Source organism: Rhizobium sp. TH2, assembly GCF_024707525.1.
Lineage (GTDB): Bacteria > Pseudomonadota > Alphaproteobacteria > Rhizobiales > Rhizobiaceae > Rhizobium_E.
This window is the reverse complement of the sequence record NZ_CP062231.1, coordinates 5,827,196-5,846,613: the sequence shown is the minus strand read 5'-3', so window position 1 is coordinate 5,846,613 and position 19,418 is coordinate 5,827,196. Positions and strand designations below refer to the sequence as shown.

Genomic DNA, 19,418 nt, shown 5'->3' with positions numbered 1-19,418 from the left:
ATGGCCAAACCACGGAGCGGAAACGCTCGCGTGAATGTGGAGGTGTGTTTTTGGGATAGGATCGCAAACTTTATGTGCCCTTGCATTCACCCCTCACCAACTACGGCCAAGCGTTCGCCTGCGGCTTACGCGGCCGGCGTATCCTCTCCCACAGGGGGAGAGATGGACTCGCGGCACTGTCTTGCCTCAAGTGAAAGCCGAGTGCGGGGCACCTTACCTCTCCCCCTGTGGGAGAGGATAGCAAGTCCGCGCGAGACCATGGGTCGAGTGCATGGACGCGCTTGGTGAGGGGTGAAAGCGTGACGAATTGCATGACATCGCGTGAGCGCGATACCTTAACGTCAAGCCCACTCCCCCTTTCTCATCACCGGCACCCGCGTGCCATCGTGCTTCACGCCATCCACATCCACCGCACCCGAGCCGATCATCCAGTCGATATGGATCAGGCTCGAATTGCCGCCCTGGGCGGCGATCTGTTCGGGCGTCAGGTTGGCGCCGTCGACAAAACATTTCGAATAGCACTGGCCGAGCGCGATATGGCAGGCGGCATTCTCATCGAACAGCGTGTTGAAGAACAACAGCCCCGAGGCCGAGATCGGCGAGGAATGCGGCACCAGCGCCACTTCGCCGAGCCGCGAGGCGCCCTCGTCGGTTTCCAGTACCTTTTTCAGCACTTCCTCGCCCTTCGACGCCTTGGCCTCGACGATCCGGCCGGCTTCGAAACGCACCTGGATATTGTCGATCAGCGTGCCCTGATGCGACAGCGGCTTCGTCGAGGATGCAACGCCATCGACGCGGTGCGCGTGCGGCGTGGTGAACACTTCCTCGGTCGGGATGTTGGGATTGCAGGTCACGCCGTTCTTGGCGACGGAGGCGCCGCCATGCCATTCGTGGCCGTCGGCGAGACCCACCGTCAGGTCAGTGCCGGGGCCCTTGAAATGCAGCGAAGCGAAATTCTGGCCGTTGAGCCAGGTGCTGCGGCTGTGGAGCGCTGCATTATGCGCCTTCCACGCCGCGACCGGATCGGCGACATCGACGCGCGAGGCGGCGAAGATCGCATCCGCCAGTTTCCTGACCGCCGCGTTTTCCTCGAGTTCCGGGAACATCTGCTTGGCCCAGGACGGATTCGGATACGAAACGATGTTCCAGTTGATCTCGAAATTGGAGATCTTTTCGAGCGCCGGCTTGTAGGCCGTCGACATGGCGCGGTTGGCGCGAGCGACCTTGTCCGGATCCTGGCTCGACAACAACATGGGATTGTCGCCGGAAATCGCCAGCCGCGCGGCACCATTGGCATAGGCCTCGGCCATGCCCTTGTAGAGCCAACCGGCGGCGCGATCGAACGTCGAATTCTCGGCGTGCTGGTAGCGCATCAGCGTCGTGACTTCGTCATTGTAAAACGCCGTCACCAGCCCGCCACCGGCGAGATAGGCGTGCTTGGTGATGAAGCGCACCAGCGGCATGGCGGCGACCGGCGCGGTGATCACCAGGTCCTGGCCCTTCTGCAGGTCGAGCCCGACCTTGACGGCCACTTCCGCCAGCTTTTCCAGCTTCTCCATGTCGATGACATCGCCGCTCATGGTGGCGCTCTGTGCTTCGTTCATATCCATCGGAATTCCACCTGTTCTTTTCATTTCTACGCCTGTCTTCCCCGATTTGGCGCCATTTGTGAAGGCATTCCAGCGGAAATCGGCATCGAAGTCGCCGTCGCATTGCACAACAGCCCGCACTCCACTATTTGTCGAAATGAGGCCGAAAGCAGGACGGATACCGGCATGATACTGACAGACAAGCGTATTCTCCTGATCATATCCGGCGGCATCGCGGCCTATAAGAGCCTCGACCTGGTCCGGCGGCTGCGCGAGCGCGGCGCGGTCGTCATTCCCATCATGACCAAGGCGGCCGAGGAATTCGTCACCCTACTGGCGGTCGGCGCGCTTGCGGCCCATAAGGTCCATACCGATCTCTTCTCCCGCGACGACGAGGTGGATGTCGGCCATATCCGTCTCGCGCGCGATTGCGACCTGGTGCTTGTCGCACCCGCCACCGCCGACCTGATGGCGAAGATGGCCAACGGCCTTGCCAACGACCTCGCCTCGACGGTGCTGCTCGCCACCGAACGCCCGGTGCTGATGGCGCCCGCCATGAACCCAAAGATGTGGTCGAATCCGGCCGTCAGCCGCAACGCCTCGCAGCTTCTCATCGACGGCGTACATTTCGTCGGCCCGATGCGTGGCGAGATGGCGGAAGGCGGCGAAGCGGGCACCGGCCGGATGGCCGAACCGCTCGACATCGTCGCTGAGGTGGAGGCCCTGCTCGACACCGCGCCAAAACCGTTAGCCGGCAAAAGAGCGATCGTGACTTCAGGCCCCACGCACGAGCCGATCGACCCGGTGCGCTACATCGCCAACCGCTCCTCAGGAACGCAGGGGCACGCAATCGCCGCAGCCCTGGTCAAATCTGGCGCCGACGTGACGCTGGTATCCGGTCCGGTCACGCTCGCCGATCCGCGCGGCGTCAAGGTGATCCATGTCGAGCGCGCCGAGGAAATGCGCGACGCGGTGCTCGCGAGCCTGCCCGCCGATATCGCCGTCATGGTCGCCGCTGTCGCCGACTGGCGCGTCGCCACGCGATCGGATGAAAAGATCAAGAAATCCGCCGACGGCTCCGTGCCATCGCTTGAGTTCACCGAGAATCCCGACATCCTCAAAACCGTCGGCCATCACGAAAAGCGACCGAAGCTGGTGATCGGCTTCGCCGCCGAGACCAATGATGTCGAAACCAACGCCACCGCCAAGCTCAATCGCAAGGGCGCCGACCTGATCGTCGCCAACGACGTCTCGCCGGAAACCGGCATCATGGGCGGCAAGCGCAACCGCGTCGCCATCATCAGCCGCGACAGCGTGGATCGCTGGCCTGATTTGTCGAAGGATGAGGTGGCCGACAGGCTGGTCACGCTGATCGCCGAAAAGCTCGCCGGAGCCTGAGCAGCATCTGAAATCCAGGATTGGAAGCCTACTTGTGGCGGAGCGTCTGGCGCACCCGCTTGACAGATTGCAAACCGGCAGATATTTAACAGACAGGTTAATTAACGCACTGGTTAAATTTAATGGATCGCCTCAACGAAACCTTTGCCGCCTTGGCGGACCCGACACGGCGCGCGATTGTCATGCGCCTCGCGAGCGGCGAGGCCACGGTCAATGAGCTCGCCGCACCTTTCGACATCAGCCTTCCCGCCGTCTCACGCCATCTCAAAGTCCTGGAATCGGCGGGGCTGATCGCCCGCGGCCGCTCGGGTCAGTTGCGTCCCTGCAAGATCGAGGCGGGCCCATTGAAGGAGATTGCCGATTGGGTGGAGCGCTATCGCGGCTTCTGGGATCAGAGCTTTGATCGCCTGGACACATTCCTCTCCAGCTTAAAGGGAAAAGACGATGCCGACGCCGACTCCTAACCTTCAGGAAAAGCCTGAGCTTCTTATCGAACGATCCTTTGCGGCCCCTCGCGATGTCGTGTTCAGGGCCTGGACGGACCCGCAATGGATGGCGCAATGGGCCGGCCCGAAAGACTTCATTGCGCGGGGCGATCAGCTCGATCCGCGTCCCGGCGGGATTCATCGGGCCTGCCTCATTGCCCCCAATGGCGACGAGCATTGGGTAAGCGGCAAATACATCGATGTGCAGCCGCCGCGCCGGCTTGTCTTTACCCACGCATGGGAGCTGGCGAACGGGGAACGCAGCCCGGAAACGGTCATCACCATAGAATTCACGGAGAAAGGCGATGCCACGCATATGCGGTTTCATCAGGCCTTCTTCGAAAGCATCGAGTCTCGCGATGGCCATGAAGGCGGCTGGTCGCAAAGCTTCGACCGACTGAAGCGGTTCGTTGAAAACGATGTCCCAGGGAGCTGAACCGGTGGCCAAACTTTTTTATTGCGAGACTCTCAATCCACGAAAGGCCTGTGCGGCGGCTCGTTTTCTCGATGCGGATGTCGAATTCGTTCGGGTCGATCTTGGTCGCGGTGAACAAAGGACGGCGGAATTTCTGGCAATCAATCCCAATGGCAAAGTTCCCGCGCTGCAGGATGGCGACCAGACGCTCTGGGAAGCGAACGCGATCATGTGCCACCTCTCCGACAGCGTCGGTGCGGATTTCTGGCCGCATGACGAGCGCCAGATCGACATAATCCGTTGGTTGAGCTGGGATGCCGGCCATTTCACCCACCACGGGGCCACCCTGTGGTTCGAAAATGAGGTCAAGCCGCTTTTTGGCGAAACCCCGAACGAGAGGATCGTGGAAGATGCCGAAGCCAGTCTCAAACAGTTTGCCCGTGTGCTGGACGACCACCTGGCCGACCGCCGCTATGTCGTCGGCGGAAGCGTGAGCGTCGCCGATTTTGCCCTGGCGGCCGCCTTGCCCTATGCCGCAACATCGCGATTGCCGCTCGACGCCTTCACCAATATCCGGCGTTGGCATGACCGTCTGGACGAGCTTGAGGCGTGGCGCGACCCGTTTCCGCATTCCAATCGGTAGCATTGGCGAATGATATTGCCGAAAGGCGACCGGGTTGCGGGTTTCGCATCCGTTTCACATCGCGGCGAGCAGGACCTTTTCCGAAATCGTCGCCTTGATCGTGCCCGTCTCGAAGACCGAGACTTCGAGCCCGTCCGGGCTCATGACGACGGCGCTTTGTTCGGGAATGCTCATCCAGTTGGCGCGGTTGCTGTCGAGCGGTTCGGAGACGAGGCAATAGCCGCCGGTTCCGATCGGGCTGGCATAGAGCGTCGGCGCGACCTCGTTGGTGGCGTAGCGGACCGCGTAGAGTTTTTCGCCATCCGAAAAGGCCGCGGTGAAGCGCACGTCGGCGCCAAGGCCGAAATGGATCGCCAGCCGCTCGATGAAAGCGATCGCCTCGCGGAAGGCAAGCAGCGGCACGCTTTCGAGGCCAAAATGCATGGCAAGCAGGAAGATCAGTTCGGAATCGGTCGTGCCGGTGCGGGCGGCATACAGCTCATCGGGCAGCATGTTTTCCAGCGGACGTCGCAGCTGGGCGAAATTCTCGATCTGGCCATTGTGCATGAACGACCAGCGTCCGTTGACGAATGGATGGCAATTGTCGCGCCGGGTGGAGCCGAACGTTGCCGCGCGAACATGGGCGAGAAAGAGCCGCGAGCGGATCTGGCGCGCGATGCTTTTCAGATTGCAATCGGACCACGCGGGCAGGACATCGCGATAGAGGCCGGGCGTCTCGCGCTCGCCGTACCAGGCGACCCCGAAACCATCGCCGTTGGTGGCGGTGCGGGCCTCGACCGCCGAATGCGATTGCGCGATCAGCGAATGCGCCGGCGAGGAGACGATGTCTTCGAGAAAGAGCGGTTCCCCGCAATAGGCGGCCCAGCGGCACATGACGAGATCCTGATGCGAACAATACGCCGGTCGATCTTGGGCCGTCATGGTAAACAAAGCCTTAAACACTCCACTGTTCACCGTTTGGAAAAGATTGTTCGCAGATCGATCATCTTTCGGAGACAATGAAGAGGCTCTATATTCCCATTCAAGTGAAGAACTCGAATGAGAGGAATGCGAAATGTCGATACGCCCTGTAAAATCCGAATCCCACGCCCAGCCGACCATGGAAGGTGCGGGCGTGCATTTGCACCGCGTCTTCGGCTTCGGCGATCCGTCGCTGACCGATCCCTTCCTGATGATGGATGACTTCCGCAACGACAATCCGGCGGATTATAGCCGGGGCTTTCCCTGGCATCCGCATCGCGGCATCGAGACGATCACCTATGTGCTGGCCGGCACGGTCGAACATGGCGACAGCCTCGGCAATCGCGGCCTGCTCGGCGCCGGCGATGTGCAATGGATGACGGCCGGCAGCGGCATCATGCACCAGGAAATGCCGAAGGGTGATTTCGCCGGCCGGATGCATGGCTTCCAGCTCTGGGCCAACCTGCCCTCGTCGCTGAAGATGACCGCGCCGCGCTATCAGGACGTCAAGGCGGCCGATATCCCTGTCGTGGTCGATGACGACGGCACGGCCGCGCGCATCATCACCGGCGAGTTCTGGGGCAAATCAGGTCCGGTCGACGGCATCGCCGCCGATCCCGTCTATCTCGACATCTCCGTGCCGCCGGGCAAGCGGAAGACCTTCAAGGTGGACACCTATCGCAAGGCCTTCGCCTATATCTTCGCCGGCTCCGGCACCTTCCGCGACGCGTCCAGGCCGGTCGGCGTTCGGGTCGAGAAGGAGGTCAACGGCGAGGAACTCAATATCCGCGACCTCTCCGGCAACCGTACGCTGGTCGTTTTCGACACCGGCGACGAGGTGACCGTGCAGGCGGGCGATGAAGGCATTCGCTTCCTGCTCGTCTCGGGCAAACCGATCGAGGAACCCGTGGCGTGGCACGGCCCGATCGTGATGAATAGCCACGAGGAGATCCGGCAGGCGATGCGCGACCTCCAGAACGGCACCTTCATCAAGGCCGCCCACTAGCGCATCGGCAGCTCGCAGTTCCTGGAAAGACTTGAAGCGGCTTTCCACGGAAAGCGTGCGCCCTCACCGTTCAGGTGAGGGCGCACGATCTGCACTTGCCATCGGCTTGTTTTTGCTGTCCATTCGCAGTTGCGAATACGGCTGTGAGGGACAAGTACGGATGCAATTCAAGAATGCTCTACGATTTGCATCGGTCGTGACGGGGTTCAACGTCCTCGTTTCCGCCAGCTTTGCCGTGGTCGGGCTGGTAAACCCTCTGTCGATGCTGCCGGCCGGCTCCGTCGCGAATGATGCGGCGTTCACATTCGCGCTTTATGCGGCGGCCCGCAGCTTGCCGCTCGCGGTCTTCGTGATGGTCTCCATCTTCATGCGGTTCGGGCGCATGCTGACGGTGCTAGGCTTTCTCGCCGGCATCATCCAGTTCGCCGACATGTGGGTCGGCATTTATGAAAGCAACCTGATCAAGACAATCGGGCCGTTCCTGCTGGGCTGCCTGCAGCTCTACGCCGTCTGGACGCTGCAGAACGCCAAGCGCTAATCGTTCCGGGCGATCTCCTCGCCGAGCTTGCCTTTCATGCCATCGAATAGGATGTGATGATCCGCTCGTTCGCAGCGACCCGCAAACCGTCGCCTATGGCTCTTCCAAAAGCCTCGGCAGACGATAGACTGACCGCGAATTCGAAGGGGGACGCATGTACAAGCTCTATGAATCGATCAATAGCGGCAGCTCAGCTGTCGAAGCCGCACTTGCCGAGGCTGGCGCCGACTATGTGACGGTGCCGACCAGCACTGCAGAGAAACGGCACCTCAGCGAGGAATACCGGGCGATCAATCCTCGCCAGCAAATCCCGGCGCTGGCCCTTCCCGACGGATCCCTAATGACTGAAGGCGCGGCGATGATGCTGCATCTCGCCGACGCCTTTCCTCATACCCAACTCGCGCCACCACCAGGCTCCAGCGCCCGCGCCCAGCATGACCGATGGCTGATTTTCATGGCCGTCAACATTTACGAAGGCGAATTGCGCAAGGCCTATCCATCACGATATTCGGACGATCCTTCAGGCAGCGATGCGGTGCTCAGTAACGCCACGACATATGTGAACCGTCACTACGAATTGCTCGAGGCGGCGATTGGAAAGGGACCCTACTTCTTCGGCGACCAGCTCACCATGGTCGATATCTATCTCTGGATGCTTGCCTATTGGATCGATGGCGACTGGCTTGCGGCACATTGCCCGAAGATCGTGAGCCTCGTGACCCGAGTGCGGAACCGGCCGAAGGTTACGCCCGTTCATGTCAAACATTTCACCTGAGGCACGACATGCATATCGACGGTCAATGCCATTGCGGCCATGTGCGCTACGAAGCGGAGATCGACCCCGACAGAGTGACGATCTGTCATTGCACGGATTGCCAGCGGCTGACCGGCGGCGCCTATCGGGTGACCGTCATTGCCGATAGCGACAAGGTGAAACTGACCGCCAATCGGCCGAAGCTCTATACGAAGCATGCCCAGAGCGGCCGGGCGCGCCTGCTGTCTTTCTGCCCGGAATGCGGCTCGCCGCTGTTCAGCACCGGCGAGGGCAAGGATGCCGCGCGCACGGGGATCAGGGTCGGGACCATCAACCAGCGGCGTGAACTGACGCCGAAAAGGCAAATATGGTGCCGCTCGGCGCTGCCATGGATCAACGATATCGCCGACCTGCCGGGTACCGAACAGGACTGATCAACACGGCTGACAGATACGACAGGAGAATGGAATGCTCGACCACATAGGCCTCAGGACCAGGCAGTTGAAGGAAATGTTCGCTTTCTATGAAGCCGTGCTCGCGCCGCTTGGTTTTTCCAAGCAGAAGGATTTTGGCGTCGCAGCGGGCTTTGGCAAGACAGGGATGCATCCACTCTGGATCGGGCAGGCGGAGGGCGATGCGGCTGCATCGTCGGTTCACCTCGCCCTGACCGCCGACAGCCGTGGCGCGGTCGACGATTTCTACAAGGCGGCACTCGCCAATGGCGGCTCGGACAATGGCCCGCCGGGCATTCGCCCGCAATATCACGAGAACTATTACGGCGCCTTCGTGATCGATCCCGACGGCAACAATCTCGAGGCCGTCTGCCACGAGGCGCAATAGGCTGTCACTCGGGCATCGGAAAATCCGGCCAGGTTTCCGTGACCTCGGCCTGGACCGGGCGATCGAGAAAGGTCGACAGCGCGATGAAGCTTTTCGTGCCCCTGACGCCGGGTACGGAATGGATCTGGCCGAGCAGGTGTTCGAGCGCCTGCGGGCTTTCGGTCCGGACCTTGAGCACCATGCTGGCATCACCCGCCACGGAATGCATTTCCTCGATTTCGGGATAGCGAGCCAGTTGCAGCAGGCGCTCGCTCTTGCCCCAGCCCGCCGCCTCGACATGAACAAAGGCCAGCAGGGATTTGCCGACGGCGGTCGCATCGATGCGCGCCACCGTGTCCCTGATGACGCCGGACTGCTTCATCCGCTTGACCCGCTCATGCACCGCTGGCGGGGAAAGCGCGACCTTGAGCCCGAGTTCAGCGAAACTCTGGCCGGCGTCGCGGGCGAGTTCGGCTAATATTCTTCGGTCGGACGCATCGACGGAGGCACGCTCAAGCCGTCTGCGCCGAACACCATCTGTATTTTCGTTCATGGCTCAAGACGTTCTTTCTCTGAATTATCTTCGGCATTAATCTCATTTTTCTGAAGATTATTCAAATGGAGATCACGATGACGACGATGATGGCGCGTAACCCTACCGAAGGCGTCTACCCCGCGACACCCGATTATGTGCATGCCATGGAGGTGAGCAATCCATCCCGGCTTCTCTTCGTGAGCGGCACGATGGGGTTGGATGCGGTCGGCAATGCAGGCCGGGACCTGAAAGAACAGCTGGACTTGATCTGGTCGAATCTCCGCGCCATCCTCGCGGATGCCGGCATGACCACCGCAAACATCGTTCGGGTCACCAGCTACCTCGGTGACAGGTCTTATGCCGAAGCCAATCAGGATGCGCGCGTCGCGGCCCTCGACGGGCGTATCGTGCCGACCACGGCGATCGTGGTGCAGACCCTCCGCGACGATTGGCTGGTCGAGCTCGAAGTGGTCGCGGCGGGTTGAGGCCGGCGGCTTGACCGCCGGCATCACGTGTTACGCAGCTTTGCGGATCTCGCCGAGCATGTCATCCATGCTCAGATGCCCCTGGAAGCCGCCGGCGCTGAGCGCCTCTTCCTGATGCTCGATCGCATGGGCGAAGCGGACGGCCGGGTCTTCCAGCATCCGTTGGTAGAGGCTGTTGAGCGCCGGAAACTGCCGACGATCGACCACCTTGTGGAAATCGTTCCACCGGGCGATCCCCATGAAATAGGCATCCGCGAAGCTGCGCTTGTCGCCGAGCAGCCATTGCTTGCCATCGAGCAAGGTTTCGAGATCGGCATGCGCCCGTTCGACCTTGGCGATGCCGTAATCGCGCAATGCCTGCTTCGCATCCGGCGCGAGGTCGTGCTCGATCGAATACCAGAGCGGGCTGAAAGCATTGAAGAAGCTGGTGTTGAGAAATGCCAGCATCTGCCTCAGGCGGTCGTCATCCGGCGAGCCCGGCTCGAAGCCGAGGCCCTTGTTCACCGTCTTGGCCGCGATGTGGCCGAGGATCGCCATGCTTTCGCTGATCAGCCGCCCGTCGGGCAGCATCAGCGTCGGCGTTTCGCCGACCGGGTTGATGTGCCTGTAGTCTTCGCTGGAGACTGCTTCCGGCATCTGGACGCGGCAGAGATGATACTTCGCGCCGGACCATTCGAGCGCGACGATCGAGCCGAACGAGCAGCCTTCGGGCACGCCGTAGAACAAAGTGAGGGCCATCGATCATTCCTTCCTGTTGATTGATATCGACCCGATTGATATGCCATTGCGGACGATGGACCGGTAGCCGTGACTTTGGAACCCTAATGTCCACGGATATGGACGATGGATATGAACCTCAACGATCTGCAATTCTTCGTCCAGGCGGTAGACAGCGGCGGTTTTGCCGCGGCGGCTCGACGGCTCGGCGTTCCGAAATCAACGATCAGCAAGCGTGTCGCCGAACTCGAAGCGCGGCTCGGTGCGCGACTGATCCATCGCACGTCGCGCAGTTTCTCGCTGACCGACCTGGGCCGCGACTTCTTCCAGCATGCCAGGGCCTCGGTGATCGAAGCGGAGAATGCCGAGAATATCGTCCGCACCCGCCTTGGCGAGCCGAGCGGTACCGTGCGCCTGACCACCTCGGTACCAACGGCGCAGTTCACGCTGGCGCCGCATCTCCAGGAACTGTCGGTGCGCTACCCCAAGCTGACGCTGGCGCTGCATGTGACCGATCGATTCGTCGATATCGTGCAGGAGGGCTTCGACATCGCCATCCGCAGCCATCAGCAGCCGCTCGCGGATTCCGCGCTGGTGCAGCGCAAGCTCGGCGTCCATTATTTCTACGTCGTGGCCTCGCCGGACTATGTCGAGCAGCATGGCGCACCGTTGCGTCCGGAAGAACTTGCCCAGCATAAAAGCATCGTCGCCAATCCCGCCGAGACGTCGTGGCGGCTTTCCTCGACCGCTGGCGACACCGTGGAAGCGGAGGTCAATCCCGTGATGGCCGCCGATGAACCCTTCGTGCTGCTCAAGGCCGCCGCCGCCGGCATCGGCATCACCTGCCTGCCGACATCAGTCTGCCGAGGCGCGCTGGCCGATGGAACGCTCGTCCGCGTGCTGCCGGACTGGACCGCCGGCAGCATCACGACGACGATCCTCATGCCGCATCGGCGCGGCCAGCTTCCCTCCGTCCGGGCGGTGGTCGATCTGCTGCTCGAACGGGCGGGCGGTTGATTTTCCAATCCATCCGCGCCAAGATTTCTCAGTCCCGCAGAGAGAGACCCAGCATGTCAGCCAGTATCGAAATTACACCGGACCGCATCGCGGCGGCCGAAGCCATCATCCGTCCGCATGTCAGGCGCACGCCAGTCATGATGGTTTCCATGGCGGATTTCGGTTTGCAGGGTGGCGCACTCGATCTAAAGCTCGAATGCCTGCAGCATTCGGGTTCGTTCAAGGCGCGCGGCGCCTTCACCAACCTGCTGACGCGGGATGTGCCCGATGCCGGCGTGGTGGCTGCCTCGGGCGGCAACCATGGTGCTGCGGTCGCCTATGCGGCGATGAAGCTCGGGATCAAGGCGACGATCTTCGTACCCTCGATCAGCGCCAAGGCCAAGACCGATCGCATCAGGAGCTTCGGCGCCGACCTCGTGATCGGCGGCGATCGCTATTCCGATGCGCTGGCGGCGAGCGAGATTTTCGCGGAAAAGTCCGGGGCGATGCAGATCCATGCCTTCAATCAACCGGAAACGCTTATCGGCCAAGGCACGCTCGGCAAGGAGATCGAGGATGACCTGCCTGGTATCGATACGCTTCTGGTCGCGGTCGGCGGCGGCGGGCTGATAGGCGGCATCGCGGCCTGGTATCGCGGGCGAGTGAAGATCGTGGCCGTGGAGCCCGAGGAGGCGCCGACGCTCAACATGGCGCTTGCGGCAGGCCACCCCGTCGATGCACCGGCGGGCGGCGTAGCGGCGGATTCGCTGGCGCCGAAACAGGTGGGTCAGTTGATGTTCCCGTTCGCACGCGATCACGTCGGCCAATCCGTTCTCGTCACAGACGACGCGATCCGGCAGGCCCAGAAGGCGCTGTGGGACAGTGTGCGGGTAGCGACCGAGCCGGGTGGGGCAGCGGCGATGGCGGCGATCCTGTCAGGCCGCTATGTACCGGCGAATGGCGAGCGGGTGGCGGTACTCGTTTGCGGGTCGAACACGACGGCTGTGGATTTCGGCTGAGATCACCACCCCATGTTTCAACTCGTCCAACCGGCAACCGCAGAACAGGTCATCAAGAAAAGCAGGTTCCTCGCGACCGCCGTTCCGATTGCCAACGAGCACGAAGCGAAGGCGGCACTCGCGGCGCATGGACATGTCGACGCGAACCACAATTGCTGGGCCTGGCGGATCGGCGCGGGCTACCGCTTTTCCGACGATGGCGAGCCGAGCGGCACTGCGGGCAAGCCGATCCTCGCGGCGATCGACGGGCAGGCAATCGACAAGGTCGTGGTGATCGTCACCCGCTGGTTCGGTGGAATTCTGCTAGGCAGCGGCGGGCTCGTGCGCGCCTATGGCGGCACGGCGGCGATCTGCCTTCGAGGCGCCGAACGCATCGAGATGAAGCCGTCGGTCGACGGGTATTTTCATCTGGAATTTTCTGATCTTGCCTTGGTCAAGGCGAAGCTCACCGCCTTCAAGGATTTGCAAATCCTGGAAGAGCGCTTCGGCGCGACGGGTGCGGATATCGCCGCCCGTATCGTGGAGACGGATGTCGAGGCGGTGTCGCGCCTCGTGGCCGACCTGACTAGCGGGCGGAGCGACGTATCGTTCGATTGACAGGCGGTCGTGCCGGCCACCGATGCCTTCGCGCGGCCCGCGCTCAGGCCTGCTTCGCTCAAATCAATTCCCTTGATTTGCCAGGCTGCGCCGGCAGCTCACGCGTGCGCCCTCGCGCGGCGTCGCGCTCGGGCCTGCTCCACTCAAATCAATTCCATTGATTTGCCCGGCTGCGCCGGTCGCTACGCAGCCTTGGCGACGTGGTATTCCTTGATCGCCACCATCTTGATCGCGGGATAGCGCTCGGCCTCATAGCGCAGCGAGAACGCGTCCTGCGCAAGGAAGACCGGATCGCCGTCGAGGTCGCGTGCGATGTCGCCGCGGCGGGCGGTGACGAACTTGTCGAGATCGAGCGGATTGTCGGCCGAGATCCAGCGGCAGACGGAGAAGCGGCTCATCTCGAAACTGACCGGCAGCGTGTATTCGCCCGACAGCCGTTCCTTGAGCACATCCAATTGCAGCGCGCCGACGACGCCGACGATTGCAGGTGAGCCATCTTCCGGCAGGAAGAGTTGCACGACACCTTCCTCGGCCATCTGCTGCAGGGCTTCGCGCAGTTTCTTGGCCTTCATCGCATCCTCGAGCCGCACGCGGCGCAGGATTTCCGGCGCGAAATTCGGCACGCCCTGGAAGACCAGCTGCTCGCCTTCGGTCAGCGTGTCGCCGATGCGGAGCGTGCCGTGGTTGGGGATGCCCACGACATCGCCGGCATAGGCGGTGTCAGCCAACTGGCGCTGCGAGGCGAAGAAGAATTGCGGCGCGGTCAGCCCGAGTTGCTTGCCGGTGCGGGCAAGCCGCGCCTTCATGCCGCGCTCGAGCTTGCCGGAGCAGATGCGGGCAAAGGCGATGCGGTCGCGGTGGTTGGGGTCCATATTGGCCTGGATCTTGAAGACGAAGGCCGTCATCTTGTCCTCGGTGGCGTGCACGGTCCTGACATCGGCGACCTGGTCGCGCGGCGGCGGCGCAATCTCGCCAAGCGCGTTGATGAGGTCGCGGACGCCGAAATTCCTCAGCGCCGACCCCCAGAAGACCGGCGTCATATGACCTTCCAGGAAGCTCTCCTCGTCGAAAGGCTTGCAGGCTTCGCGGGCGAGCAGGACCTCGTCGATGAAGGCTCCCTGCTCGTTCTGCGGCAGCCGGCTGGCGACGGCCTCCGGGCCGTTGACCTTCTTGGTATGCGCCTCGGTATCGGAGCCGCGCACCTCGTCGGTCGCGAGATGGTAGCTGCCGCAGAAGCTCTTCGAGCGGCCGATCGGCCATGTGATCGGCGCCGTATCGAGCGCAAGCTTCTCCTCGACCTCGTCGAGAATCTCGAAGGGATCGCGGCTTTCACGGTCCAGCTTGTTGATGAAGGTGATGATCGGGATATTTCTCAGCCGGCAAACTTCGAACAGTTTCAGCGTGCGCGGCTCGATGCCCTTGGCGGCGTCGATGACCATGATCGCGGCATCCACCGCCGTCAGCGTGCGGTAGGTGTCGTCGGCGAAATCCTCGTGACCGGGTGTGTCGAGGATGTTGAAGACATTGCCGTCATATTCAAACGTCATCACCGAGGTGACGACCGAGATGCCGCGTTCGCGCTCGATCTTCATCCAGTCGGAGCGGGTCTGGATGCGGTCCTTCTTGGCCTTCACCTCGCCGGCGAGCTGGATCGCGCCGCCGAACAGCAGCAGCTTTTCGGTCAGCGTCGTCTTGCCCGCGTCCGGATGCGCGATAATAGCAAAGGTGCGGCGGCGGGAGATCGCCTCGGCCAGTTGGTCCGTCATCAATCAAAATCCTGTTGAATGGCGGCTATCTAGCCATTCGGGCCGGCAAATGCAATTGACCCCGCCCGCCCCACGGGCGAGAAAGCATCCATGAGCCAGATCATCACGCCCCCGCCCGTCATCGGTCTCGTCCGCCTGCCCCATGGCGACGGACTGCCGCTCCCCGCCTATGAAACACTGGGTGCCGCCGGCATGGATATCCGCGCCGCCGTGCCCGAGGACAAACCCATCATCCTGAAGCTCGGCAATCGCGCCCTCATCCCCACCGGGTTCATTTTCGAGATACCGCCCGGCTACGAAATCCAGGTGCGGCCCCGCTCCGGCCTCGCCTTCAAGAACGGCATCACCTGCCTCAATTCGCCGGGTACTATCGACAGCGACTTTCGCGGCGAGGTGCATGTGCTGCTGATCAATTTCGGTGAGGAGCGGTTCAAGGTCGAGCGCGGCATGCGCATCGCCCAGTTGGTTGTGGCGCCGGTGGTGCAGGGGATCGTCGAGGAACGCGCGCTGGCCGGCGCCACGGATCGCGGCGCCGGCGGCTTCGGCTCGACGGGACTGCAATAGCAGTGCCATGGCGCCAGGACGGGCTTGCCAGGCTGGGCGTTGAGCTCGGCAGGGGCGGATCGACCGCATTCATGATGCTGCACGGCGGCGAGCAGGTGTTTGCCTGGGGCGACATCGCCGCGCGGTCGAGCGTGGCCTCTGTTCGCAAGAGCCTGGTCAGCATTCTGTTCGGCATATACACTGCCGAGGGGCGGATCGATCTCGATGCGACCTTGGCCGATATCGGCGTGGATGACATCGAGCAGCTGACAGTGGATGAGAAGCGCGCCACGATACGCGATCTCCTCACCACGCGATCCGGCGTCTATCATCCCTCGGTCTACGATACATCTCGCGGCCGACCCGCGCGTGGCAGCCATCCGCCGGGCACGCACTGGTTCTACAACAATTGGGACTTCAATGTGCTCGGCACAATCTTCGAACGCATCACCGGCATGGGGCTGTTCGAAGCATTTTCGAACCGCGTGGCAACGCCCCTCGGCATGCAGGATTTCGATGTCAGCGACCTCCGTTTCGAGCACGGACCGGAATCCATGCATCCGGTCTACAAGATGCGTCTTTCGGCCCGCGATCTCGCACGTGTCGGCCAACTCTACCTGCAGGGCGGGTCATGGAACCGGCACCAGATCGTTCCCGATGTCTGGGTTCGGGAGAGTGTCCGGCCGCATGTCGATCTCGGCGGCGGGCGAGGTTATGGCTACCTCTGGTGGACGGCCGAAGCCGGAGCGCCGGGCGATCGGCTCAATGCGGATGTGCCGCTCTACTATGCCAGCGGGTTTGGCGGGCAATACATCATCGTTCTGCCGGGCCACGACCTTGTCGTCGTACACCGCTCCGCTCGCGTCGATCACGGGATCGATCATGGCCGGATGGGCGAAATCCTCGACGTGACATTGGAAGCCATGTCCGCCGCTTGATGGCGCCAAGGGTGCAATGCCCTTGGCTCGCAGAAGCATAGTCAACTTTTCTCAGCTTGATTGCACTGCCCATTCCGTGGGCTGTCCGCACAAATCCTGTGCAGGATGCGTCATTTCAACGCAGACGATTGTTGACAGCGCTAACATCCGGTCGTATTCCTAACGCGAAAGAAATTTGCCTGGGAGGCAAATGTGTTTCTGCCCTCGCGGGCATGGGAGGACATATGATATTGGCAGAGGAACGCGCCGATGCGTTGCTGACGCAGCGCATCGACAGGATGCATGCGCGCGACCGTTTGGGTCTCATCATTTTCATCGTTGTGCTGTGGTGCACCATGCTTTTCGCATTGTTCACCATCTGGCCATTCATTGCCGTACCAGGCATCCGGATCATTCTTTCCGTGGCCTGCGCGCTGGTGCTGATCTTCAACACGGCGGCCATCGTCGCCATGCTGCGCCACTATTCCGACGACAAGCACTTCATTTACGGCCTCGACCTGAAGCATCTCGACGAGATGCGTGCACGCCGGCGCTAAGGGGGACACATCAATGGCATATCAACCGCCCAAACAAAGTCTCGGCGCGCAGGTCTTCGACGTCATCACGCTGCTCGTGCTGACGGTCGGAGCGCTCTACGTTCCGCTTTATCTCGGGCTCGCCGGCGCCGCCAAGACGCCCGCGCCGATCGCCAACCCGACCTGGGAGGCGCTTGGCCAGAATGCCACCGAGCAGCAGCAGTGGGCGGCACTCGGCATCACCGATCCAGCGGCCGCCAATGACATGATTACCGCCCGGTTCGATTATTCCTTCAGTTGGGCCGCGCTGATTACCATGGCGGTACTCGTCATCGGCTATTTCGTTCTCGTCGTCCGGCTCTCCGATCGGGAATATCGCGAAGTCATCGAAGAGCGTTTCGGCAACAAGAAATAGGGGCGCGACATGGATATCTGGACAATCCTGGAATACGCGGCATGGGCGCTTTCCTTCGTCTTCGGCGCGCTGATGCTCTACGACATGGTGCGCATCGATACGACCTACGACAACGACCTGCTGACCTCGTCGCGCGAAGGCGAGATCGAGGCCGCAGCCGAACGTCACGTGATCTGAGGGGGCTTCCATGGCAGACACAAATTCCACCACCGGCCAGCCCCAGCGACTTCAATTGCTGCGCGTTCTCGGCCCCGCCCACATCTGGGCGCTCGGCGTCGGCATCGTTCTTGTCGGCGAATATATGGGCTGGAACTTCTCGATCGGCAAAGGCGGCATGATCGCAGGCCTGGTCGCCTGCTGGGTGGCCGGACTGCTTTATACCTGCGTCGCGATGATCGACTCCGAAGTGACCTCGACGGTCGCCGCGGCCGGCGGGCAATATGCCCAGGCCAAGCACATCGTCGGGCCGCTGATGGCCTTCAATGTCGGCCTGTTCCTGGTCATGGCCTATACGATGCTGGAGGCCGGCAATGCGATCACGATCGGCTTCCTGCTCGATACGGTCGCCGGATTGCAGGGCCATTCGGGCCTCAACCAGCAGCCTTTCATCATTCTCTCCATCATGTTCCTGGCATGGCTGAACTATCGCGGCGTGCTGGCGACACTGAATTTCAATCTCGTCATCACCGGCATCGCCTTCCTGGCAATCGTGATCCTGTTCGTCGTGGTGCAGATGGGAGTTTCGACCGTTCCGCTCGATTTCTCGGCGGTGACCAGCGACCCGCTTCCCTATGGCTGGATGGGCATCATCGCGTCGCTTCACTTCGGGCTCTGGTACTATCTCGGCATCGAGGGCACCTGCCAGGCGGCCGAGGAAGTTCGCTCCCCTGCCCGCTCGCTGCCTTACGGCACCATGGCCGGCATCATGACGCTGCTGATCGCGGCGACCATGACCTGGTATGTCTGCTCGGGCCTGATCCCGTGGGAATATCTCGGCCAGGCCGGCACGCCGCTGTTCGATGCCGCGCGCGTCACCGGCAGCAGCGGCTTGATGGTGCTGCTGTTCATCGGCACGATCTTCTCGACGCTCGCCTCGGCCAACGGCTGCATCAACGATGCATCGCGGGCATGGTTCTCGATGGGCCGCGACCGCTACCTGCCGATCTGGTTCGGCGCGGTGCATCCGATCTATCGCACGCCCTATCGCTCGATCGTCTTCCTCGTACCGATCGCGCTGATCTTCGCGCTCGGCGCACCGCTCGACCAGGTCGTCACCTTCTCGATCCTGTCGGGCCTGCTCGGCTATACGTTCATGACCTTCAACATGGTGATGTTCCGCAACAAGTGGCCGCTCGGCTCGATCAAGCGCGGTTATGTGCACCCGATGCATCCGCTGCCGACCATCGTGCTCTTGATCCTCTGCGCCACGGCCTACTTCGCGGTGTTCCTGGGTTACGGAACCCAGCTCATCACCATGGTCGGGTTCTACGTCATCGCGTCGCTCTGGTTCCACTTCCGGCGTTATCAATATGTAAAGCGTGGCGACCAGTTCACCATGCCCTGGCCGAAGCCGCAGGGATATTGACGGGATGACCACCAGCTTCGCCTTGCTGATCCTTTCGCTGGCGGCATGCGCATGGCTCGCCGTCCGAGGGATCAGGGAACATCGGGATGCCATGGCTTCGCGCCATCGGCTTCTCGATGAAGCGGTAAACCTGCTCTCTGACGCCTCGATCATGATCGGACCGGACCAATTTCCGGTGGCTACCGGCAGGATCGCCGATGGCAGGCAGGTGAAGATCGAGCTCATCGGCGACAGCATGATCACCCGGCGGCTGCCGCAGCTCTGGCTCAGGGTGACGATCTACGACAGCGGCACGTATCGACGACCCTTGATCGGCGCCTTGGCGCGCCCGACCGGGGGCGAGTATTATTCGCTCGTCCACGACATGCGGGAATGGATGGCGCCGCCGAAGACCGGAACATCGATGCTGATGCGCGGCGACGGCTCCGCCACGCCATGGCAGGCAGAGCGGGTGCTCGGCCATTTCAGCACCGTGTTCGCCGACCCACAGGTCAAGGAAGCGGTGATCAGCCCGAATGGCGTGCGCATCATGCGCCAGGCCGCCCAGGGCGAACGTGCGGCGCATCTTTTCCTGCGCCAATCCCGTTTCGCCATCGCATCGGTGCCGGCCGAGGATATCAGTTCAGCGATCGCGATGGCCAGCGCGCTGGCCGAGGTGCTGCCGGATTCCGCACTGGCGCCGGTCACGGAAGCAGCTTAG

Annotated in this window: 25 protein-coding genes; 20 read left to right on the top strand and 5 right to left on the bottom strand. The window is 62.0% G+C overall.

Annotation, left to right across the window (positions count from 1 at the left end):
• Window positions 1-341 precede the first annotated feature (341 nt).
• Window positions 342-1,580, bottom strand: a complete 1,239-nt coding sequence (locus IHQ71_RS28740) for an aminopeptidase (RefSeq protein ID WP_258162985.1) — start codon at window positions 1,578-1,580, stop codon at window positions 342-344.
• A gap of 195 nt (window positions 1,581-1,775) precedes the next feature.
• On the opposite strand from IHQ71_RS28740, the gene coaBC reads away from it, so the two are divergent.
• From coaBC to IHQ71_RS28720, 4 genes are all read left to right on the top strand, one after another.
• Window positions 1,776-2,987, top strand: a complete 1,212-nt coding sequence (gene coaBC, locus IHQ71_RS28735) for a bifunctional phosphopantothenoylcysteine decarboxylase/phosphopantothenate--cysteine ligase CoaBC (protein ID WP_258159798.1) — start codon at window positions 1,776-1,778, stop codon at window positions 2,985-2,987.
• A gap of 122 nt (window positions 2,988-3,109) precedes the next feature.
• Window positions 3,110-3,451, top strand: coding sequence for a helix-turn-helix transcriptional regulator (locus IHQ71_RS28730; protein ID WP_258159797.1), 342 nt, complete (start codon window positions 3,110-3,112; stop codon window positions 3,449-3,451).
• Window positions 3,432-3,908, top strand: a complete 477-nt coding sequence (locus IHQ71_RS28725; protein ID WP_258159796.1) for an SRPBCC domain-containing protein — start codon at window positions 3,432-3,434, stop codon at window positions 3,906-3,908. The genes IHQ71_RS28730 and IHQ71_RS28725 overlap by 20 nt, the downstream gene beginning before the upstream one ends.
• A gap of 4 nt (window positions 3,909-3,912) precedes the next feature.
• Window positions 3,913-4,530, top strand: coding sequence for a glutathione S-transferase family protein (locus IHQ71_RS28720; protein ID WP_374989932.1), 618 nt, complete (start codon window positions 3,913-3,915; stop codon window positions 4,528-4,530).
• 54 nt (window positions 4,531-4,584) lie between these two features.
• On the opposite strand, the gene IHQ71_RS28715 is transcribed toward IHQ71_RS28720, so the two are convergent.
• On the bottom strand, window positions 4,585-5,403 hold the full coding sequence (locus IHQ71_RS28715) for a class II glutamine amidotransferase (protein ID WP_258159795.1): 819 nt from the start codon (window positions 5,401-5,403) through the stop codon (window positions 4,585-4,587).
• A 181-nt stretch (window positions 5,404-5,584) separates the two neighbouring features.
• On the opposite strand from IHQ71_RS28715, the gene IHQ71_RS28710 reads away from it, so the two are divergent.
• From IHQ71_RS28710 to IHQ71_RS28690, 5 genes are all read left to right on the top strand, one after another.
• A complete protein-coding gene (locus IHQ71_RS28710; protein ID WP_258159794.1) occupies window positions 5,585-6,496 on the top strand; it encodes a pirin family protein in 912 nt (303 codons plus the stop codon).
• A gap of 160 nt (window positions 6,497-6,656) precedes the next feature.
• On the top strand, window positions 6,657-7,034 hold the full coding sequence (locus IHQ71_RS28705) for a hypothetical protein (RefSeq protein WP_258159793.1): 378 nt from the start codon (window positions 6,657-6,659) through the stop codon (window positions 7,032-7,034).
• Between the two features lie 154 nt (window positions 7,035-7,188).
• A complete protein-coding gene (locus IHQ71_RS28700) occupies window positions 7,189-7,809 on the top strand; it encodes a glutathione S-transferase family protein (protein WP_258159792.1) in 621 nt (206 codons plus the stop codon).
• 8 nt (window positions 7,810-7,817) lie between these two features.
• Window positions 7,818-8,222: a GFA family protein gene (locus IHQ71_RS28695; RefSeq protein WP_258159791.1), complete on the top strand. Its 405-nt coding sequence runs from the start codon at window positions 7,818-7,820 to the stop codon at window positions 8,220-8,222.
• Between the two features lie 34 nt (window positions 8,223-8,256).
• Window positions 8,257-8,628: a VOC family protein gene (locus IHQ71_RS28690; protein ID WP_258159790.1), complete on the top strand. Its 372-nt coding sequence runs from the start codon at window positions 8,257-8,259 to the stop codon at window positions 8,626-8,628.
• A gap of 4 nt (window positions 8,629-8,632) precedes the next feature.
• On the opposite strand, the gene IHQ71_RS28685 is transcribed toward IHQ71_RS28690, so the two are convergent.
• Window positions 8,633-9,160: an Lrp/AsnC family transcriptional regulator gene (locus IHQ71_RS28685; RefSeq protein WP_258159789.1), complete on the bottom strand. Its 528-nt coding sequence runs from the start codon at window positions 9,158-9,160 to the stop codon at window positions 8,633-8,635.
• Window positions 9,161-9,225: 65 nt separating this feature from the next.
• On the opposite strand from IHQ71_RS28685, the gene IHQ71_RS28680 reads away from it, so the two are divergent.
• Entirely contained in the window at window positions 9,226-9,627 is a 402-nt protein-coding gene (locus tag IHQ71_RS28680) for a RidA family protein (RefSeq protein WP_258159788.1), read from the top strand.
• A 30-nt stretch (window positions 9,628-9,657) separates the two neighbouring features.
• On the opposite strand, the gene IHQ71_RS28675 is transcribed toward IHQ71_RS28680, so the two are convergent.
• Window positions 9,658-10,365 carry a glutathione S-transferase family protein gene (locus tag IHQ71_RS28675; RefSeq protein ID WP_258159787.1) on the bottom strand — a complete coding sequence of 236 codons (708 nt, stop codon included), beginning with the start codon at window positions 10,363-10,365 and terminating at the stop codon, window positions 9,658-9,660.
• Between the two features lie 105 nt (window positions 10,366-10,470).
• Here IHQ71_RS28675 and IHQ71_RS28670 point away from each other — a divergent pair, with 105 nt between their 5' ends.
• The 3 genes from IHQ71_RS28670 to IHQ71_RS28660 are packed head-to-tail and all read left to right on the top strand — an operon-like array spanning window position 10,471 to window position 12,956.
• The gene (locus IHQ71_RS28670; protein WP_258159786.1) at window positions 10,471-11,361 is read left to right on the top strand and encodes a LysR substrate-binding domain-containing protein; all 891 of its coding nucleotides are present in this window, start codon (window positions 10,471-10,473) and stop codon (window positions 11,359-11,361) included.
• Window positions 11,362-11,414: 53 nt separating this feature from the next.
• Window positions 11,415-12,359 (top strand): threonine/serine dehydratase, encoded by a 945-nt coding sequence (locus tag IHQ71_RS28665; protein ID WP_258159785.1) that lies wholly within the window; start codon window positions 11,415-11,417, stop codon window positions 12,357-12,359.
• 12 nt (window positions 12,360-12,371) lie between these two features.
• On the top strand, window positions 12,372-12,956 hold the full coding sequence (locus IHQ71_RS28660; RefSeq protein WP_258159784.1) for a YigZ family protein: 585 nt from the start codon (window positions 12,372-12,374) through the stop codon (window positions 12,954-12,956).
• 182 nt (window positions 12,957-13,138) lie between these two features.
• Here IHQ71_RS28660 and IHQ71_RS28655 read toward each other — a convergent pair whose 3' ends face one another.
• Window positions 13,139-14,722, bottom strand: a complete 1,584-nt coding sequence (locus IHQ71_RS28655; protein WP_258159783.1) for a peptide chain release factor 3 — start codon at window positions 14,720-14,722, stop codon at window positions 13,139-13,141.
• Between the two features lie 90 nt (window positions 14,723-14,812).
• On the opposite strand from IHQ71_RS28655, the gene dut reads away from it, so the two are divergent.
• The 7 genes from dut (at window position 14,813) to IHQ71_RS28620 (ending at window position 19,418) form a co-directional block, all read left to right on the top strand.
• Window positions 14,813-15,286, top strand: coding sequence for a dUTP diphosphatase (gene dut / locus IHQ71_RS28650; RefSeq protein ID WP_258159782.1), 474 nt, complete (start codon window positions 14,813-14,815; stop codon window positions 15,284-15,286).
• Window positions 15,287-15,288: 2 nt separating this feature from the next.
• Window positions 15,289-16,203, top strand: a complete 915-nt coding sequence (locus IHQ71_RS28645; protein ID WP_258159781.1) for a serine hydrolase — start codon at window positions 15,289-15,291, stop codon at window positions 16,201-16,203.
• Between the two features lie 224 nt (window positions 16,204-16,427).
• On the top strand, window positions 16,428-16,739 hold the full coding sequence (locus IHQ71_RS28640) for a hypothetical protein (protein ID WP_258159780.1): 312 nt from the start codon (window positions 16,428-16,430) through the stop codon (window positions 16,737-16,739).
• 13 nt (window positions 16,740-16,752) lie between these two features.
• Complete coding sequence (locus IHQ71_RS28635; RefSeq protein WP_258159779.1) at window positions 16,753-17,133, top strand: hypothetical protein; 381 nt, start codon at window positions 16,753-16,755, stop codon at window positions 17,131-17,133.
• Between the two features lie 9 nt (window positions 17,134-17,142).
• Window positions 17,143-17,310, top strand: a complete 168-nt coding sequence (locus tag IHQ71_RS28630; RefSeq protein ID WP_258163015.1) for a hypothetical protein — start codon at window positions 17,143-17,145, stop codon at window positions 17,308-17,310.
• 10 nt (window positions 17,311-17,320) lie between these two features.
• Window positions 17,321-18,718, top strand: a complete 1,398-nt coding sequence (locus IHQ71_RS28625; RefSeq protein ID WP_258159778.1) for an APC family permease — start codon at window positions 17,321-17,323, stop codon at window positions 18,716-18,718.
• A gap of 4 nt (window positions 18,719-18,722) precedes the next feature.
• Window positions 18,723-19,418, top strand: coding sequence for a hypothetical protein (locus IHQ71_RS28620; protein WP_258159777.1), 696 nt, complete (start codon window positions 18,723-18,725; stop codon window positions 19,416-19,418).

Bases quoted from the DNA above. Each gene is read 5' to 3' on its own strand.
- IHQ71_RS28725 (WP_258159796.1), top strand. From the start codon at position 3,432: ATGCCGACGCCGACTCCTAACCTTCAGGAAAAGCCTGAGCTTCTTATC.
- IHQ71_RS28655 (WP_258159783.1), bottom strand. From the start codon at position 14,722: ATGACGGACCAACTGGCCGAGGCGATCTCCCGCCGCCGCACCTTTGCT.
- IHQ71_RS28690 (WP_258159790.1), top strand. From the start codon at position 8,257: ATGCTCGACCACATAGGCCTCAGGACCAGGCAGTTGAAGGAAATGTTC.
- IHQ71_RS28715 (WP_258159795.1), bottom strand. From the start codon at position 5,403: ATGTGCCGCTGGGCCGCCTATTGCGGGGAACCGCTCTTTCTCGAAGAC.
- IHQ71_RS28705 (WP_258159793.1), top strand. From the start codon at position 6,657: ATGCAATTCAAGAATGCTCTACGATTTGCATCGGTCGTGACGGGGTTC.
- IHQ71_RS28695 (WP_258159791.1), top strand. From the start codon at position 7,818: ATGCATATCGACGGTCAATGCCATTGCGGCCATGTGCGCTACGAAGCG.
- IHQ71_RS28630 (WP_258163015.1), top strand. From the start codon at position 17,143: ATGGATATCTGGACAATCCTGGAATACGCGGCATGGGCGCTTTCCTTC.
- IHQ71_RS28660 (WP_258159784.1), top strand. From the start codon at position 12,372: ATGTTTCAACTCGTCCAACCGGCAACCGCAGAACAGGTCATCAAGAAA.
- IHQ71_RS28635 (WP_258159779.1), top strand. From the start codon at position 16,753: ATGGCATATCAACCGCCCAAACAAAGTCTCGGCGCGCAGGTCTTCGAC.
- IHQ71_RS28680 (WP_258159788.1), top strand. From the start codon at position 9,226: ATGGAGATCACGATGACGACGATGATGGCGCGTAACCCTACCGAAGGC.
- IHQ71_RS28740 (WP_258162985.1), bottom strand. From the start codon at position 1,580: ATGAGCGGCGATGTCATCGACATGGAGAAGCTGGAAAAGCTGGCGGAA.
- IHQ71_RS28620 (WP_258159777.1), top strand. From the start codon at position 18,723: ATGACCACCAGCTTCGCCTTGCTGATCCTTTCGCTGGCGGCATGCGCA.
- IHQ71_RS28670 (WP_258159786.1), top strand. From the start codon at position 10,471: ATGGATATGAACCTCAACGATCTGCAATTCTTCGTCCAGGCGGTAGAC.
- dut (WP_258159782.1), top strand. From the start codon at position 14,813: ATGAGCCAGATCATCACGCCCCCGCCCGTCATCGGTCTCGTCCGCCTG.
- IHQ71_RS28665 (WP_258159785.1), top strand. From the start codon at position 11,415: ATGTCAGCCAGTATCGAAATTACACCGGACCGCATCGCGGCGGCCGAA.
- IHQ71_RS28710 (WP_258159794.1), top strand. From the start codon at position 5,585: ATGTCGATACGCCCTGTAAAATCCGAATCCCACGCCCAGCCGACCATG.
- IHQ71_RS28675 (WP_258159787.1), bottom strand. From the start codon at position 10,365: ATGGCCCTCACTTTGTTCTACGGCGTGCCCGAAGGCTGCTCGTTCGGC.
- IHQ71_RS28685 (WP_258159789.1), bottom strand. From the start codon at position 9,160: ATGAACGAAAATACAGATGGTGTTCGGCGCAGACGGCTTGAGCGTGCC.
- IHQ71_RS28640 (WP_258159780.1), top strand. From the start codon at position 16,428: ATGATATTGGCAGAGGAACGCGCCGATGCGTTGCTGACGCAGCGCATC.
- IHQ71_RS28700 (WP_258159792.1), top strand. From the start codon at position 7,189: ATGTACAAGCTCTATGAATCGATCAATAGCGGCAGCTCAGCTGTCGAA.
- coaBC (WP_258159798.1), top strand. From the start codon at position 1,776: ATGATACTGACAGACAAGCGTATTCTCCTGATCATATCCGGCGGCATC.
- IHQ71_RS28625 (WP_258159778.1), top strand. From the start codon at position 17,321: ATGGCAGACACAAATTCCACCACCGGCCAGCCCCAGCGACTTCAATTG.
- IHQ71_RS28730 (WP_258159797.1), top strand. From the start codon at position 3,110: ATGGATCGCCTCAACGAAACCTTTGCCGCCTTGGCGGACCCGACACGG.